Origin of the sequence: Pseudomonas sp. BNK-30 (genome assembly GCF_047456185.1) — a bacterium.
Lineage (GTDB): Bacteria > Pseudomonadota > Gammaproteobacteria > Pseudomonadales > Pseudomonadaceae > Aquipseudomonas > Aquipseudomonas putida_E.
The window spans coordinates 298,913-314,616 of the sequence record NZ_CP179904.1; the positions used below are offsets into that span (position 1 = coordinate 298,913).

A 15,704-nucleotide genomic window follows, 5' to 3' on the forward strand; every position below is an offset into this window, starting at 1 on the left:
TTCCAGCGTAGCCGCCCGGGCCCGCACTGAAGCGGACCTGGGCGTAAGCGGTCAGAGAATGTTGAACGGAATGGTGGTCACCACGCGGAACTCATCCAGGCTGCCATCGGCCTGTGCCTTGCTGGCGCGATGCGCGGTATAGGTAGCGCGGATGCTGGTGTCTTTCAGCGGCCCGCTCTGCACCGCGTAGCTGGTGCCGATACCCCACTCATAGTGGGTTTCGCCATCCAGGCCGTTCACGTCATAGGCCGTACCGCGGTAATGGGTGCCGTCGATGCCCCAGCCGCGGGCGTTGTACAGGTTGAACTTCAGGCCCGGCACGCCATACGGCGCCATGTTCAGCACGTAGGAAATCTGCAGGGATTTCTCGTTCGGGCCGTTGAAGTCCGAGAGCAGGGAGTTGGCCAGGTAAATGCCGTTGGTTTCGTGCAGGTAGTCGAAGTACTCGTTACCGTTGACCTGCTGCCACGAAGCGCTGAGGGTGTGGGCCTGGTGGGTCAGGCCGAACGACAGGCTGTAGGTGTCGTTGTCGATCTCGCCCATCTTCTGGCTGCCTGCGTCCACGGTCTTGTAGTAGTTCAGGCCGGTGGTCAGGCTCAGCACCGCGCTGTCGCCCAGCACGTGGCTGGCGCCGAAGTAGTACTGGTTCCAGAAGTCGTCGACCTTGGTGGCGTACAGGCTGGTGGTCAGGCTCTTGAGCGGCTGGTAGTTGACCCCGGCGGTACTGGCACGGTCGGTTTCCACGCCAGCGGCGCCATACTCGCTGCGAAACTTGCTCAGGCTCTGTTCGGTGCGCGGCGAGACACGGTCGAAGGTGCCCAGGTCGAATGACAGGTTGTCGAACTCTGCACTGTGCAGGAACGCGCCCTGGAAGCTGGAGGGCAGGGCGCGGTTGCCGATGTAAGCGATCATCGGCGTGTCCACGGACTGGCGGCCGACGGTGAGGGTGGTGTTGGACACCCGTGCCTTGAGGTTGGCCAGGCCCATCTTGCTCCACTGGCCGATGGGGTCGCCATCGCTATGGGTCAGGGTACGGTTGTTCGGCCCGGCGACTGCGGCGCGGCCTTGCTCCAGAGCGATGGCGTTGTAGCCGGCTGCCTCCACGGCAAAACCCACGGTGCCCTGGGTGAAGCCTGAGCTGTAGTTGAGGATGGTGCCCTGCAGCCAGTTGTCGCGGCTGTGGCTGTCGTGGCGTGTGCCGTCGCTTTTGTAGTACTTGAACAACGGCGCGCGGGTGGCGCGTTCGCGGGCGTACCAGTTGCGGGTGCTGCCGGACAGGCTCTGGCCGTCGATGAAACCTTTGGCCTCATCCTGCTCGCTGGTGCCTTTGAGGCTGAACGGGACGTAGTCCTGGCTTTGGGTGTCGGCCTGGGCCATGGCGGCGAAGGTGGCGATGGATAACGCCAGTGTGGTGAACGTGAATAGTCTCAAGATGAAAGCTCCCTTTCTGTTCTTTTAGTTATTGCCTGGCCTTGTGGGCCGGGTTGTTGCGGTGTTGCCAGGGTTGCCCGGGGTTGCCGGGCCAATCAGGGGGAGGTGTGTGGCCAGTGCTGGCCCTTTCGCCGGCAAGCCGGCGCCCACAGGAATCAATAAAGATCCCCAGGCTTGTGCCATTTTTGTAGGAGCCGGCTTGCCGGCGAGAGGGCCGCTACCGGCTAACGCTCAATCAACGCTCACTCCGGAAAAGTCGTTGCGGCCAAAGGGGCTCACCTTGAAGCCGGCCACCTTGACGCTGAGCGGCTGGTTCACCGTGGAGTGCGCCACCGGCGTGATCGGCACCTGCTGTTTGAGGCGTTGCTGGGCCTGCTGGTACAGCACTGTGCGCTGCTCGCGGTCGGTTACCTGCTTGGCTTGCTTGACCAGGCTGTCGTACTGCCGGTCGCACCACTGCGAGTAGTTGTTGCTGCCGATGGCATCGCAGCTGTAGAGGGTGCCCAGCCAGTTATCCGGGTCGCCGTTGTCACCGGTCCAGCCGATCAGGGCGATGTCGTGCTCGCCGCTTTTCATGCGCTTGAGGTATTCGCCCCATTCATAACTGACGATGCGCACTTTCAAGCCCAGCTTGCTCCAGTCGGCCTAAAGCATCTCGGCCATGAGCTTGGCGTTGGGGTTGTACGGGCGCTGCACGGGCATGGCCCACAGGGTGACTTCGGTGCCTTCCTTGACCCCGGCCTGCTTGAGCAGCTGGCGGGCCTGCTCAGGGTCGTAGGGTGCGTCCTTTAAGCTGTCGTCATAGGACCATTGGGTTGGTGGCATGGCGTTGACTGCGCGTTGCCCCGAGTCCTGATACACCGCCTGCAGGATCGCCTGTTTGTTCACTGCCATGTCCATGGCCTGGCGTACCTCCAGGCGGTCGAACGGCGGGTGCTGGGTGTTGTAAGCGATATAGCCGAGGTTGAAGCCTGGTTGTTGCAGCACCTGCAGCTTGCTGTCCTGCTTGAGGGCTGGCAGGTCGGCCGGGCGTGGGTGCAGGGTGACCTGGCATTCGCCGCGGCGCAGCTTCTGGATGCGCACCGAGGGGTCGGTGTTGATCGAAAATACCAGGTTGTCGAGTTTCACCTCGTCCGGTGCCCAGTAGTCCTTGTTGCCTTTGAAGCGGATCTGCGAATCTTTCTGGTAGCGCTGGAACACGAACGGGCCGGTACCGATAGGCTGCTGGTTGATGTCGCTGGGGCGCCCGCTCGCCATCAGATGCTCGGCATATTCAGCCGAAAGCACCGAAGCGAAGCTCATCGCCAGGTTTTGCACGAAGGCGGCATCGACCTTGTTCAGGGTGAACACCACGGTCATCGGGCCGGTCTTTTCGATACCGGCGATGTTCTTGTCCAGGCCCATGCTGACGAAGTAGGGGAACTCGGTGGGGTAGGCCTGGCGGAACGGGTGCTCGCGGTCGAGCATGCGGTTGAAGGTGAACAGCACGTCATCGGCGTTGAAGTCGCGGCTGGGGGTGAATGCCTTGTTGGCGTGGAATTTCACCCCCTCGCGCAGGTGGAAGGTGTAGCGCAGGCCATCGTCGGATACTTCCCACTTCGTTGCCAGGGCGGGATGCACTGCCGTACCGCCGCGTTGAAATTCCACCAGGCGGTTGTAGATCGGTTCTGCCGCATCGTTGTCGGTGGCACTGGTGTATTGGGCTGTGTCGAACCCGGCCGGGCTACCCTCGGAGCAGAACACCAGGCTACTGGCCTGAGGGGCTGATGCCTGGCTCAGCAGGCCCACGGCGAGCAGCGTGGAAAACAGTGTGGTGTGGCGCATGGCAAATCCTTTTTTCCGTCTGTTTTTTCCGCTTCGGGATACGAAATGCGGCAACAGGGGCCCCAACCCCGGCGCGGGTAGCGCCGGGGGGAGTTCGAAGGGTGGAAGTGGGCGAGGGTGGTGCGTGTGCCCGGCGCTATTTCTCCACACTGACGCCGTAGAAGGAGTTCAGTGCGAACGGGCTGATCTTGAAGCCCTTCACCTTGGCACTCATCGGCTGGTAGACCGTGGAGTGGGCGATTGGCGTGATCGGTACCTGATCTTTGAGGATATGCTGCGCCTGTTTATACAGCTCGGTGCGCTTGGCCTGGTCGGAAGTGGCCTTGGCCTGCTTGATCAGGTCGTCGTAGGGCTTGTAGCACCACTTGGAGAAGTTGTTGCCCTCGATGGCATCACAGCCATACAGGGTGCCTAGCCAGTTGTCCGGGTCACCGTTGTCGCCGCTCCAGCCGATCAGCATGGCGCCTTGTTCGCCGCCTTTGGAACGTTTGATGTACTCGCCCCACTCGTAACTGACGATTTTCGCCTTGATGCCGACCTTGCCCCAGTCAGCCTGCAGCATCTCGGCCATCAGCTTGGCGTTGGGGTTGTACGGGCGTTGCACCGGCATGGCCCACAGGGTGATTTCGGTGCCTTCCTTGATCCCGGCTTCCTTGAGCAGTTGCTTGGCCTTTTCCGGGTCGTACGGCACATCCTTGATGCTTTCGTCGTAGGACCACTGGGTCGGCGGCATGGCATTGACGGCGAGCTGGCCGGCGCCCTGGTAGACCGATTCGATGATCTTCTGCTTGTCGACGGCCATGTCCAGTGCCTGGCGCACCTTCAGTTGAGCCAACGGGTTGGGTTGGTCACTGCCCTTGAGCTTGTCCATCACGTTGTAGGCGATGTAGCCCAGGTTGAAACCGGCCTGGTGCGGCATCTGCAGCTTGTCGTTGGCCTTGAGCGGCTCGATATCGGCAGGGCGCGGGAACAAGGTCACCTGGCACTCGTTCTTCTTCAGCTTCTGCATGCGCACCGAGGCGTCGGTGGTGATGGCGAAGATCAGGTTGTCGATCTTCACGTCCTCGGGTTTCCAGTAATCCTTGTTGCCCTTGAAGCGGATCTGGGCGTCCTTCTGGTACTTGCTGAACACGAACGGGCCGGTGCCGATCGGTTTCTGGTTGATGTCTGCAGCCTTGCCTTCTTTGAGCAACTGGTCGGCGTACTCGGCCGACTGCACGGAGGCAAAGCTCATCGCCAGGTTCTGGATGAACGCGGCGTCCACCTGGTTGAGGGTGAACCTGACGGTGTGCTCGTCGAGTTTCTCCACCTTGGCGATGTTGTTGTCCATGCCCATGTCGGTGAAGTAGGGGAACTCAGTGGGGTAGGCCTTACGGAACGGGTGATTCTTGTCGAGCATGCGGTTGAAGGTGAACAGCACGTCGTCTGCGTTGAATTCGCGGCTTGGCTTGAAGTAATCGGTGGTGTGGAACTTGACCCCTTCGCGCAGGTGGAAGGTGTAGGTCTTGCCGTCGTCGGACACCTCCCATTTGGTCGCCAAGCCGGGGATAACGGCGGTGCCGCCACGTTCGAACTGGGTCAGGCGGTTGAACACGGTCTCGGCCGAGGCATCGAAGTCGGTTCCGGTGGTGTATTGCCCCGGGTCGAAGCCGGCGGGGCTGCCTTCGGAGCAGAACACCAGGTTGGACGCGGCGTGGGCAAGCGGAGCGCCGGTCAGCAAGCCTGCGCCGAGCAGGAACGGAATGACTGCGTGTTTGAGCATGGTGGCCTCATTGTTGTCATTTTTCTGATTCGAGGTGGCCTCGTGAGCCGACCTGCGGATACTTATGCAGGGTGTGTTCCCAATGCAACACTGCGAAGGATAGTTGGCGTCAGAAAAGTAGTACGGGCGTACATGGATGTCGCATATGTATAACTTTCGAGGAAGTTGAACGTTTGCGAGGGCAAAATGATGGCTTTTTGCGGGATGTTTCGCGGGAGGGAATTTGTAGGAAGCACTATTTGAGTGCGTAGGAAATGTCTCTATTTGTGCTGCTGGGGCGCAATGCGCCCCTTGTATCGCCTGCGTTGATCAAGGCATCTGCACTTCGATCAGGCCGTCTGCGTTCATGCTGACTTCGCTGGTACCCGCCTCGATATCCGGCGCCGGTGCTGCTTCGTCGGCACCCATGGCTTTCATGGCCATTGGCGCGCTGCGCAGATAGGGGCGTGGGTAGCCGCTGCTGTTGAGGTTCAGGCTGACCACTTTATAGCCCTTGCCACCCAGGGCTTCGGTGGCCAGTTGCGCGCGGGCCTTGAAGGCATTGACCGCATCCTTGAGCAAGGCGTCTTCGCTGGCCTTGCGCGTGGCCGGGGCGATGGAGAAATCCATGCCGCCCATCTTCAGGTCTTGCAGCAGGTCGGCACTGAGCTGAGAGAGGGCCGGGAAGTCGGCGCTTTCCAGGCGCACTTCGGCACGCTCGCGCCAGCCGGTGATCTTCTGCCCCTTGCTGTCGTAGACCGGGTAGCTGTTGCGGCTGCCCTGGCTGATTTTCACGTCCTTGACCTGGCGGGCCTGCTGCACGGCCTTGTTCATGGTTTCGGTGATCTGTTTGGCAAGCTTGCCCGGGTCGGTGTTCTGCGCTTCGCTATAAAGGGTCACGACCATCAGGTCGCGGGGCACTTCCTTGCTGACTTCTGCACGCAGCGATATCTGGTTGTAGCGCGGCTCATCAGCCGCCAGCGCCGGCAGGCTGGCGAGCAGGCCGCAGGTCAGGATCAGGGCAGCGCCGCGACGAGGGTTAGGCATGTGATACTCCTTGGCAATGAAAGGCGTGGGTTCTGGCCATCCATCCCACGCATGGCCCATCAGACCGGGATCAGTGTAGTGGGTTCAAAAGTGCCATCATGAAGCTGTGACAAACTGTGGCGCTTTGCCGCATCGCTGCAGCTGGGCGCGCGCCTTCGGTATACTCCAGCCGATTGTCCTGGAGCACTCATCAGGAGAGCTCATGCTCGCCGCCGCACAACCGCTGTCCGCTACCCGCCAGAACCTCTGGCGCCTGACTGTCATTCGCGTTCTGGTCCTGGCCGCTCAGGCAGGCTCGGTGGGCGTTGCCTACTGGACCGAACTGCTGCCGCTGCCGTGGTTTTCCCTGGCCGCGACCCTGGCTCTGTCGTCCCTGCTGTGCGCCTTCACCGCGTTGCGCTTGCGCCTGTCGCTGCCGGTCACCGAACTGGAATACGCGCTGCAACTGGCCTGCGACCTGCTGATCCACAGCGCGCTGCTTTATTACTCGGGCGGCTCGACCAACCCCTTCGTTTCCTATTACCTGGTGCCGCTGGCCATTGCCGCCGTGACCTTGCCCTGGCTCTACTCGCTGATCCTGTCGGGTATCGCCCTGACCGCCTACAGCCTGTTGCTGGTGCAGTTCTACCCGCTTGAAGGCCTGCCGATGGCGCGGGACAAGATGCAGGTCTACGGCATGTGGTTGAGCATCGCGCTGGCGGCTGCGGTGATCACCTTCTTCGCCGCGCGCATGGCCGAAGAGCTGCGCCGTCAGGAAAAACTGCGCTCCGAACGGCGCGAAGAAAGCCTGCGCGACGAACAATTGTTGGCCGTGGCCACCCAGGCCGCCGGTGCCGCCCATGAGCTGGGCACGCCGCTGGCGACCATGAGCGTGCTGCTCAACGAAATGCGCCAGGACCACGCCGACCCGCTGTTGCAGGAGGACCTGCAGATCCTTCAGGACCAGGTCAAGCTGTGCAAGGAAACCCTGCAGCAACTGGTGCGTGCCGCTGAAGCCAATCGCCGCCTGGCGATGGTGGAGCAGGACGTGACCGAGTGGCTCGATGAGGCGCTGAACCGTTGGCACCTGATGCGTCCGGAAGCCAGCTACCGCTTCCAGCGTCTGCGCGACGGCCAGGTGCCCCGCCTGACCCCGCCACCGGACCTGACCCAGGCGCTGCTGAACTTGTTGAACAATGCCGCCGATGCGTGCCCTGACGACCTGGAGGTACGCCTGGACTGGGACGCCCAGGACATCGTCATCAGCATCCGCGACCATGGCCCCGGCGTGCCGCCGGCCATTGCCGAAGCAATCGGCAAACCCTTCATTACCACCAAAGGCAAAGGCTTCGGCCTGGGCCTGTTCTTGAGCAAAGCCAGCGTGACCCGTGCGGGCGGTTCGGTGAAACTCTATAGTCATGAGCAGGGTGGCACCCTGACCGAACTGCGCCTGCCCCATGGCAAGCGAGGAGATGAATGATGAGCGAAGAAAACCAGGTCGAAAGCGAAGAGCTGCCGCACCTGCTGCTGGTGGATGACGATGCCACCTTCACGCGGGTCATGGCCCGTGCCATGAGCCGTCGCGGTTTCCGCGTGAGCACTGCAAGCTCCGCCGAGGAAGGTCTGGTCCTGGCGCAGAATGATCTGCCGGACTACGCCACGCTGGACTTGAAAATGGAGGGCGACTCCGGCCTGGTGCTGCTGCCCAAGCTGCTGGAGCTGGACCCGGAAATGCGCGTGGTGATCCTCACCGGCTACTCGAGCATTGCCACGGCGGTCGAGGCGGTCAAGCGCGGGGCGTGCAACTACCTGTGCAAACCGGCCGATGCCGACGATGTGCTGGCGGCACTGCTTTCGGAGCATACGGACCTGGATACGTTGGTGCCGGAAAACCCCATGTCGGTGGACCGCTTGCAGTGGGAGCACATCCAGCGCGTGCTCAGCGAGCACGAGGGCAATATCTCCGCTACCGCGCGGGCGCTGGGCATGCACCGGCGCACGTTGCAGCGCAAGCTGCAGAAACGGCCTGTGCGGCGCTAACTTATCCTGGCAGTACCGGCCCTATCGCCGGCAAGCCGGCCCACAGGTGCTCCACAGTATTCAGGCTTGATGGGGACCAGTGGGAGCCGGCTTGCCGGCGATAGGGCCTAACAGAAATTTCTTTATATTGCGGCTGATCCCCGCAACTCCTGACGCGTTGGCGTATCATTAGCCCCCTAACGGCAACCCTTCAGGATCGCTAGCGCATGCTCGCCCTTCTTATCCAGACGCTGAACATCACGGCGCCCGTCTTCGCCATGCTGTTCCTGGGCGTGCTGCTCAAACGCATTCACCTGATCGACGACAATTTCAACCGGGTTGCCTCGCAACTGGTGTTCAACGTCTGCATGCCTGCGCTGTTGTTCCTCGGCATCTACCATGCCGACCTGGCAACGGCGATCAAACCGGGTGTCATCCTCTATTTCGTCGCTGCCACCCTGGTCGGCTTCGCCGTGGCCTGGGGCCTGGCAATCTGGCGCAGCCCGCTGGCCGACCGCGGCATCTACACCCAGGGTGCGTTTCGCGGCAACAACGGCGTGATCGGCCTGGCCCTGGCCGCCAGCCTTTACGGGGACTACGGTATCTCGCTGGGGGCAGTGCTCGCAGGCCTGGTGATCCTCCTGTACAACTCGCTTTCAGCCGTAGTGCTGGCGGTATACAGCCCGGACCTGAAGTCCGACCCGTGGAGCATCTGCAAGAGCATTTTCAGCAACCCGCTGATCATCAGCGTGCTACTGGCCACGCCCATGGCCTACGGGCAGGTACCCCTGCCCAACTGGTTGCTCACCTCGGGCGACTACCTCGCGCAGATGACCCTGCCGCTGGCGCTGATCTGTATCGGTGGCACCCTGTCGCTCAACGCCCTGCGCGACAGCGGCAAGTTGGCCATCGATGCCAGCCTGGTGAAGATGCTCTGGTTGCCGCTGTTCGGCACGCTCGGTGCCTGGCTCTGCGGTTTTCGCGGGGCCGAGCTGGGCATTCTGTTCCTGTACATCGGCAGCCCCACTGCGGCGGCCAGTTACGTCATGGCACGGGCAGCCAACGGCAATCACGAACTGGCGGCATCGATCATCGTGATCACTACGCTAATGGCGGCGATCACCACCAATATTGGTATTTTCATCTTGCAGTGGGGCGGATGGATCTAGATCCTTGACTGCATACCTCAAAAAACACTGCCTCACTGAGCTTAAGGACACTTCATGCAAGACCAGAGCACGCCCGAGCGGTTGCAGCGCGGGCTGAAGAATCGCCATATCCAGCTGATCGCGCTGGGCGGTGCCATCGGTACCGGGTTGTTCCTGGGTATCGCCCAGACCATCCAGCTGGCGGGCCCCTCCGTTTTGCTGGGCTATGCCATCGCTGGCCTGATGGCTTTCTTCATCATGCGCCAGTTGGGCGAAATGGTGGTCGAAGAGCCGGTAGCCGGCAGTTTCAGCCACTTCGCACACCAATACTGGAGTGAGTTCGCAGGCTTCGTCTCGGGCTGGAACTACTGGGTGGTGTATGTGCTCGTGGGTATGGCCGAGCTCACCGCCGTTGGCATCTATGTGCAGTACTGGTGGCCGGAGTTTCCCACCTGGGCCACGGCGGCGATCTTCTTCGTGGTGATCAACCTGATCAACCTGACCCAGGTCAAGGTCTATGGCGAGATGGAGTTCTGGTTCGCCCTGGTCAAGGTGGTGGCCATCGTCAGCATGATCGGTTTCGGCGCGTGGCTGCTGAGCAGTGGCCACGGCGGCCCGGACGCCAGTGTGGCCAACCTGTGGCAATACGGCGGGTTTTTCCCCAATGGCGTCACCGGGCTGGTGATGGCGCTGGCGGTGATCATGTTCTCCTTTGGTGGCCTGGAGCTGGTGGGCATCACGGCCGCCGAAGCGGACAACCCGCGCCAGAGCATTCCCAAGGCAACCAACCAGGTGGTTTACCGTATCCTGATTTTCTACATCGGCGCGCTGGCGGTGCTGTTGTCGCTGTACCCGTGGCAGAAGGTCGTGCAGGGTGGCAGCCCGTTCGTGATGATCTTCCACGAACTGGACAGCGACCTGGTGGCGACCATCCTCAATATCGTGGTGCTGACAGCTGCGCTGTCGGTCTACAACAGTTGCGTGTACGCCAACAGCCGTATGTTGTTCGGCCTGGCCAGCCAGGGCGACGCACCACGCCAGCTGCTCAAGGTCAGCCGCAGCGGTGTGCCACTGACTGCGTTGGGCGTGTCGGCTTTCGCTACGGGCATGTGCGTGGTGATCAACTACCTGATGCCGGGTGATGCATTCGGCCTGCTGATGGCGCTGGCGGTGTCGGCGCTGGTGATCAACTGGGCGAGCATCAGCATTACCCACCTGAAGTTCCGCAAGGCCAAGCTGGCGGCAGGTATCCAGCCGTTCTACCAGAGCTGGGGGCACCCGTTCACCAACTACCTGTGCCTGGCATTTATCGTGCTGATTCTGGTGGTGATGTACCTGACCCCGCCGATTCGTATTTCGGTGATGCTGATACCCGGGTGGATTGCGCTGCTTTGGGTAGCGTTCCGGTTGAAGAAAGCCCGGCAGGCTTGAGTCAGGGTGCATGTCTTGAGTGGTGCGGCGCGCCACCCAAGCCATGCACTTCGTCGCGACACTACCTTCCCGCCGTTAGTGCTGCCGCCGCCAGGCCCTCACAGTGGTGTACAACAGCACCAGGCCGAGCACTGGCAGAACGTAGAAGAGCATCAGCCGTTCCAGGCGGCCGGCCAGCGGCATGCCGATGGTGAACGCCACCACGTGCAGCCCGTAGACCAGGTAAAGGCCAAGTAATACCAACCCTTCGGCCCGGGTAATCCGGTACCCGGAGTAGAACACTGGCAGGCTCAGCGCCGCGACGCCGAGCATTACCGGTAGGTCGAAGCCCAGTGCGTTTGGCGATATGGTCAGCGGCTCGGGTGTGGTCAGTGCGGTCAGGCCTAGCACCGCCAGCAGATTGAACAGGTTGCTGCCGATCACCGTGCCCACGGCGATCTCCCGTTCCCCTCGCAGGGCGGCAATCAGCGCCGCAGCCAGTTCGGGCAGTGACGTGCACACCGCGACAACGGTCAAGCCGATGATGCGTTCAGACAAGCCCAGGTCGGTCGCGACTTCGACCGCCGCTTCCAGCAGCAAGTGGCCGGCCAGGCTGAGCAGGCCGAAGCCGAACGCCACTTGCAGCAGTGTGCCGGTCCAGAAGCGCCCGGCGCTGCTGGCCAGCGCACGCGGTGCAGGGTAGGTGCGGGCATAGTGGCGCGACTGGTGCCAGAGCATGACCAGATACCCCACGAGGCCTGATAGCAGCACCAGCCCTTCCACGCGCCCCAGATGGCCGTTGGCGGCCAGCGCATAGACCAGTGCGCTGGCGAGGATCATCAGTGGAATGTCCAGGCGCACCAGTTGGCGGGACACGCGTAGCGGGATGATCAATGCAGCCAGGCCAAGGATCACCAGAACATTGAAGATGTTACTGCCGATCACGCTGCCCACGGCCACATCGGGCGCGCCCTGATAGGCGGCCTGCAGGCTGACGGTCAGCTGTGGCGCCGTACTGCCGAATGCCACCAGGCTCAGGCCAATGATCAGCGGCCGTACGTGTACACGCTGTGCCAGGCGAAGGGCGGCACGCACCAGCAGTTCGGCGCCGGCCACCAGCAACAGCAAGGCTATGCCCAGTTGCAGGAGGCTGAAGGTGGGGAGGGTGGCCAGGTCGAAAATGGTTGGAACTCCGTTGCGTCAGTCGCTTAGACCTTGTACCCGCACGCGCGCCGTTCCGCTACGGATCATGCCGATTTTTTCTGCTGCAGCGCGCGACAGGTCGATCAGCCGGCCGCGTGTGTGCGGGCCGCGGTCATTGATGCGGACCACCACGCTGCGTTGGTTGGCGAGGTTGGTGACCAGTACCCGGGTGCCGAAGGGCAGGCTGCGATGCGCTGCGGTCAGGCCGTGCTGGTTGAAGGCTTCGCCGCTGGCGGTGCGTTTGCCGTGGTGGCGGGCGCCGTAATAGGAGGCGGTGCCGGTCTGGTTGTAACCACGGGGGTCGATGTCGTGGCTGGCGCAGCCGGCCAACAGGGAAAACAGGGCCAGGGTGGCGATGGATCTTTTTAGCAAGGTGATGCTCCGGTGCTGCCATTGGGCGCGCTTGGCGGCGCGGTGGCTGTAGGAGCCGCCTTGTGTCGCGAAAGGGCCGCAGCGCGGCCCCATGGCCAGGTCACTGCATAAGCCTTTGGGGCTGCTTTGCAGCCCTTTCGCGACACGAGGCCGCTCCTACAAAGCTCACCCTTCGAGCTTGGCCTTGAGCAATTGGTTCACTTGCCCCGGGTTGGCCTTGCCCTTGGAGGCTTTCATCGCCTGGCCGACGAAGAAGCCGAACATCTTGCCGCGCTTGGCTTCATCGGCGGCGCGGTACTGTTCGACCTGCTCGGCGTTGGCAGCAAGCACTTCATCGAGCATCTTGTCGATCGCGCCGGTATCGGTGACCTGTTTCAGGCCTTTGCTCTCGATGATGCTGTCGGCATCGCCTTCACCGGCGGCCATGGCCTCGAACACGGTCTTGGCGATCTTGCCGCTGATGGTGTTGTCGCGGATACGCAGCAGCATGCCACCGAGCTGCTCGGCACTGACCGGTGCCTGGTCGATCTCGATACCCAGCTTGTTCAGCAGGCTGCCCAGTTCGACCATGACCCAGTTGGCTGCCAGCTTGGCGTCGCCGCCAATCTTCACCACCTGCTCGAAGTAGTCCGCCTGCTCACGGCTGGAGGCCAGCACGTTGGCGTCGTAGGCCGACAGGCCATACTGGCTCTGGAAGCGCTCGACCTTCTGCGGTGGCAGTTCCGGCAAGCCGGCACGGATGGTTTCGAGGAAACTGTCCTCGATCACCACCGGCAGCAGGTCCGGGTCGGGGAAGTAACGGTAGTCGTTGGCTTCCTCCTTGCTGCGCATGGAGCGGGTCTCGTCCTTGTTCGGGTCGTACAGGCGGGTTTCCTGAACCACCTTGCCGCCATCTTCGATCAGGTCGATCTGGCGCTGGATTTCGCTGTTGATCGCGCGCTCGATGAAGCGGAACGAGTTGACGTTCTTGATCTCGCAGCGGGTGCCGAACTCGGCCTGGCCTTTGGGCCGGATCGAGACGTTGCAGTCGCAGCGCAGCGAGCCTTCAGCCATGTTGCCGTCGCAGATGCCCAGGTAGCGCACCAGCGCGTGGATCGCCTTGACGTAGGCCACGGCCTCCTTGGCGCTGCGCATGTCCGGTTCGGAAACGATTTCCAGCAGCGGGGTGCCGGCACGGTTCAGGTCGATACCGGTGGAGCCGCTGAAGTCTTCGTGCAGGCTCTTGCCAGCGTCTTCTTCCAGGTGCGCGCGGGTTACGCCGATGCGCTTGATGGTGCCGTCTTCCAGGGCGATGTCCAGGTGGCCCTTGCCGACGATCGGCAAGTCCATCTGGCTGATCTGATAGCCCTTGGGCAGGTCGGGGTAGAAGTAGTTCTTGCGCGCGAACACGTTGCGCTTGCCGATCTGGGCATCGATCGCCAGGCCGAACATGCAGGCCATGCGCACGGCTTCCTGGTTCAGCACCGGCAGTACGCCGGGCATGCCAAGGTCAACCAGGCTCGCCTGGGTGTTCGGCTCGGAGCCGAAGGTGGTGGCGCTGCCGGAAAAGATCTTCGACTGGGTGGCCAGCTGGGTATGGATTTCCAGCCCGATCACAACTTCCCATTGCATGTGTGAATTCCTCAGAAGCCGTTGGGGGCGCGGGTGTGCCAGTCGGTGACCTGCTGGTAGCGGTGCGCGACATTGAGCAGGCGGCCTTCCTGGAAGTACGGGGCCAGCAGCTGTACGCCGACCGGCAGGCCATCGACGAAGCCGGCTGGCATCGACAGGCCCGGCAGGCCCGCCAGGTTGGCGGTGATGGTGTAGACGTCTTCAAGGTATGCCGCGACCGGGTCGCTGCTCTTGGCGCCCAGCTTCCAGGCCGGGTTGGGCGTGGTCGGGCCAAGGATCAGGTCGACGCCTTCGAAGGCGGCCATGAAGTCGTTCTTGATCAGGCGGCGGATCTGCTGCGCCTTGACGTAGTAGGCGTCGTAGTAGCCAGCCGACAGGGCGTAGGTACCGACCATGATGCGGCGCTGGACTTCGGCACCGAAGCCTTCGCCACGGGAGCGCTTGTACAGGTCGGTCAGGTCTTTGGGGGCGTCGCAGCGGTAGCCGAAGCGCACGCCGTCGAATCGCGACAGGTTGGAAGAGGCTTCGGCCGGCGCGATCACGTAGTACGCAGGGATTGCGTGCTGCATGTTCGGCAGGCTGATTTCCTTGACCACTGCGCCGAGCTTTTCCAGCTCCTTGACGCTGGCCTGGACCAGTTCGGCGATGCGCGGGTCGAGGCCGGCGCCGAAGTACTCTTTCGGCAGGCCGATGCGCAGGCCTTGCAGCGAGGCATTCAGGTTGGCGCTGTAGTCCGGCACCGGCTCGTCAATGCTGGTGGAGTCCTTGGCGTCGAAACCGGCCATGCCTTGCAGCAGCAGCGCGCAGTCTTCGGCGGTGCGGGCCAGCGGGCCACCCTGGTCGAGGCTGGAGGCATAGGCGATCATGCCCCAGCGCGAAACGCGACCGTACGTCGGTTTTAGGCCTGTGAGGTTGGTCAGTGCTGCCGGCTGTCGGATCGAGCCGCCGGTATCGGTGCCGGTGGTCGCCGGCAGCAGGCGGGCAGCCACGGCCGCAGCGGAGCCGCCGGACGAGCCGCCTGGCACGTGCTCGAGGTTCCAGGGGTTTTTCACCGCGCCATAGTGGCTGGATTCGTTGGCAGACCCCATGGCGAATTCGTCCATGTTGGTCTTGCCCAGGGTGACCATGCCGGCCTCGGCCAGCTTGGCGACCACGGTGGCGTCATACGGCGCCTTGAAGTTGTCGAGCATCTTCGAGCCGCAGCTGGTGCGTACGCCGTTGGTGCAGAACAGGTCCTTGTGGGCGATAGGGGCGCCCAGCAGTGCGCCGGTCTCACCGGCGGCGCGACGGGCGTCGGCGGCACGGGCCTGGCCCAGGGCCAGCTCCTCGGTGACGCTGATGAAGCTGTTGAGTTGCGGGTCGAGCTGCTGGATGCGCGCCAGCAGGGCGCCGGTCAGCTCTTCGGAGGAAAACGACTTGTCGGCGAGCCCGCGGGCGATCTCGGCCAGGGTCAATTGATGCATGGCAGGCACTATCCCTTACTCGATGACTTTGGGAACCAGGTACAGACCGCTTTCGGTCTTTGGTGCGATGGCTTGGTAGGCATCGCGCTGGTTGCTTTCGGTGACCTGGTCGGGACGCAGGCGCTGGCTGGCCTCCAGGGGGTGGGCCAGGGGCTCGATGCCGGTGGTGTCGACCGCTTGCATCTGGTCGACCAGCCCGAGAATGCTGTTCAGTGCATCGGTAATGCGTGGCAGTTCGCCTTCATTCAGGCCCAGGCGGGCCAGATGGGCGATCTTTTCCACGTCGCAGCGTTCAAGCGCCATGGGTATCTCCAGGGGAAACAAAGAACGGAATAAGGTCCGTGATGAGGAACATGTCGGCATTCTGGCGGTCATACGGCCGCGATCATCTGCTGGCGTGCTCGGAAAAACGACCAATTTAACATATTGGCTCCTTGCCCAAAATCCCTGCCATTG

At 62.5% G+C, this 15,704-nt stretch carries 12 protein-coding genes and 1 pseudogene; 4 read left to right on the plus strand and 9 right to left on the minus strand.

The window, feature by feature from the left end:
* Nucleotides 1-51: 51 nt before the first annotated feature.
* From ACMGGN_RS01395 to ACMGGN_RS01410, 4 genes and pseudogenes are all read right to left on the minus strand, one after another.
* The gene (locus ACMGGN_RS01395; RefSeq protein WP_046784461.1) at nucleotides 52-1,431 is read right to left on the minus strand and encodes an OprD family porin; all 1,380 of its coding nucleotides are present in this window, start codon (nucleotides 1,429-1,431) and stop codon (nucleotides 52-54) included.
* Nucleotides 1,432-1,662: 231 nt separating this feature from the next.
* Nucleotides 1,663-3,255, minus strand: a pseudogene (locus ACMGGN_RS01400) (ABC transporter substrate-binding protein).
* A 136-nt stretch (nucleotides 3,256-3,391) separates the two neighbouring features.
* Nucleotides 3,392-5,017 (minus strand): ABC transporter substrate-binding protein, encoded by a 1,626-nt coding sequence (locus ACMGGN_RS01405; RefSeq protein ID WP_046784459.1) that lies wholly within the window; start codon nucleotides 5,015-5,017, stop codon nucleotides 3,392-3,394.
* A gap of 309 nt (nucleotides 5,018-5,326) precedes the next feature.
* Complete coding sequence (locus tag ACMGGN_RS01410) at nucleotides 5,327-6,043, minus strand: SIMPL domain-containing protein (protein ID WP_204918824.1); 717 nt, start codon at nucleotides 6,041-6,043, stop codon at nucleotides 5,327-5,329.
* Between the two features lie 202 nt (nucleotides 6,044-6,245).
* On the opposite strand from ACMGGN_RS01410, the gene ACMGGN_RS01415 reads away from it, so the two are divergent.
* The 4 genes from ACMGGN_RS01415 to ACMGGN_RS01430 all read left to right on the plus strand — a co-directional run bounded on the left by ACMGGN_RS01415 (nucleotide 6,246) and on the right by ACMGGN_RS01430 (nucleotide 10,620).
* Nucleotides 6,246-7,502, plus strand: a complete 1,257-nt coding sequence (locus tag ACMGGN_RS01415; protein ID WP_046784457.1) for an ATP-binding protein — start codon at nucleotides 6,246-6,248, stop codon at nucleotides 7,500-7,502.
* The gene (locus ACMGGN_RS01420) at nucleotides 7,502-8,062 is read left to right on the plus strand and encodes a response regulator transcription factor (RefSeq protein ID WP_039604181.1); all 561 of its coding nucleotides are present in this window, start codon (nucleotides 7,502-7,504) and stop codon (nucleotides 8,060-8,062) included. Before ACMGGN_RS01415 ends, ACMGGN_RS01420 begins: the two co-directional genes overlap by 1 nt.
* A gap of 206 nt (nucleotides 8,063-8,268) precedes the next feature.
* On the plus strand, nucleotides 8,269-9,210 hold the full coding sequence (locus tag ACMGGN_RS01425; RefSeq protein WP_046784456.1) for an AEC family transporter: 942 nt from the start codon (nucleotides 8,269-8,271) through the stop codon (nucleotides 9,208-9,210).
* A gap of 54 nt (nucleotides 9,211-9,264) precedes the next feature.
* Nucleotides 9,265-10,620, plus strand: coding sequence for an amino acid permease (locus ACMGGN_RS01430; RefSeq protein ID WP_046784455.1), 1,356 nt, complete (start codon nucleotides 9,265-9,267; stop codon nucleotides 10,618-10,620).
* A 75-nt stretch (nucleotides 10,621-10,695) separates the two neighbouring features.
* Here the strand turns inward: ACMGGN_RS01430 and ACMGGN_RS01435 are convergent, their stop codons facing one another.
* The 5 genes from ACMGGN_RS01435 to gatC form a co-directional block, all read right to left on the minus strand.
* Nucleotides 10,696-11,739, minus strand: coding sequence for a calcium/sodium antiporter (locus tag ACMGGN_RS01435; RefSeq protein WP_046784454.1), 1,044 nt, complete (start codon nucleotides 11,737-11,739; stop codon nucleotides 10,696-10,698).
* Nucleotides 11,740-11,799: 60 nt separating this feature from the next.
* Nucleotides 11,800-12,174: a septal ring lytic transglycosylase RlpA family protein gene (locus ACMGGN_RS01440; protein WP_115275495.1), complete on the minus strand. Its 375-nt coding sequence runs from the start codon at nucleotides 12,172-12,174 to the stop codon at nucleotides 11,800-11,802.
* Between the two features lie 165 nt (nucleotides 12,175-12,339).
* The gene (gene gatB, locus ACMGGN_RS01445; protein WP_039603446.1) at nucleotides 12,340-13,785 is read right to left on the minus strand and encodes an Asp-tRNA(Asn)/Glu-tRNA(Gln) amidotransferase subunit GatB; all 1,446 of its coding nucleotides are present in this window, start codon (nucleotides 13,783-13,785) and stop codon (nucleotides 12,340-12,342) included.
* 11 nt (nucleotides 13,786-13,796) lie between these two features.
* Complete coding sequence (gene gatA / locus ACMGGN_RS01450; RefSeq protein ID WP_115273939.1) at nucleotides 13,797-15,248, minus strand: Asp-tRNA(Asn)/Glu-tRNA(Gln) amidotransferase subunit GatA; 1,452 nt, start codon at nucleotides 15,246-15,248, stop codon at nucleotides 13,797-13,799.
* A 15-nt stretch (nucleotides 15,249-15,263) separates the two neighbouring features.
* Nucleotides 15,264-15,551: an Asp-tRNA(Asn)/Glu-tRNA(Gln) amidotransferase subunit GatC gene (gene gatC / locus ACMGGN_RS01455; RefSeq protein ID WP_012316094.1), complete on the minus strand. Its 288-nt coding sequence runs from the start codon at nucleotides 15,549-15,551 to the stop codon at nucleotides 15,264-15,266.
* Nucleotides 15,552-15,704 lie beyond the last annotated feature (153 nt).

Bases quoted from the DNA above. Each gene is read 5' to 3' on its own strand.
- ACMGGN_RS01405 (WP_046784459.1), bottom strand. From the start codon at position 5,017: ATGCTCAAACACGCAGTCATTCCGTTCCTGCTCGGCGCAGGCTTGCTG.
- gatC (WP_012316094.1), bottom strand. From the start codon at position 15,551: ATGGCGCTTGAACGCTGCGACGTGGAAAAGATCGCCCATCTGGCCCGC.
- gatB (WP_039603446.1), bottom strand. From the start codon at position 13,785: ATGCAATGGGAAGTTGTGATCGGGCTGGAAATCCATACCCAGCTGGCC.
- gatA (WP_115273939.1), bottom strand. From the start codon at position 15,248: ATGCATCAATTGACCCTGGCCGAGATCGCCCGCGGGCTCGCCGACAAG.
- ACMGGN_RS01430 (WP_046784455.1), top strand. From the start codon at position 9,265: ATGCAAGACCAGAGCACGCCCGAGCGGTTGCAGCGCGGGCTGAAGAAT.
- ACMGGN_RS01415 (WP_046784457.1), top strand. From the start codon at position 6,246: ATGCTCGCCGCCGCACAACCGCTGTCCGCTACCCGCCAGAACCTCTGG.
- ACMGGN_RS01425 (WP_046784456.1), top strand. From the start codon at position 8,269: ATGCTCGCCCTTCTTATCCAGACGCTGAACATCACGGCGCCCGTCTTC.
- ACMGGN_RS01410 (WP_204918824.1), bottom strand. From the start codon at position 6,043: ATGCCTAACCCTCGTCGCGGCGCTGCCCTGATCCTGACCTGCGGCCTG.
- ACMGGN_RS01420 (WP_039604181.1), top strand. From the start codon at position 7,502: ATGAGCGAAGAAAACCAGGTCGAAAGCGAAGAGCTGCCGCACCTGCTG.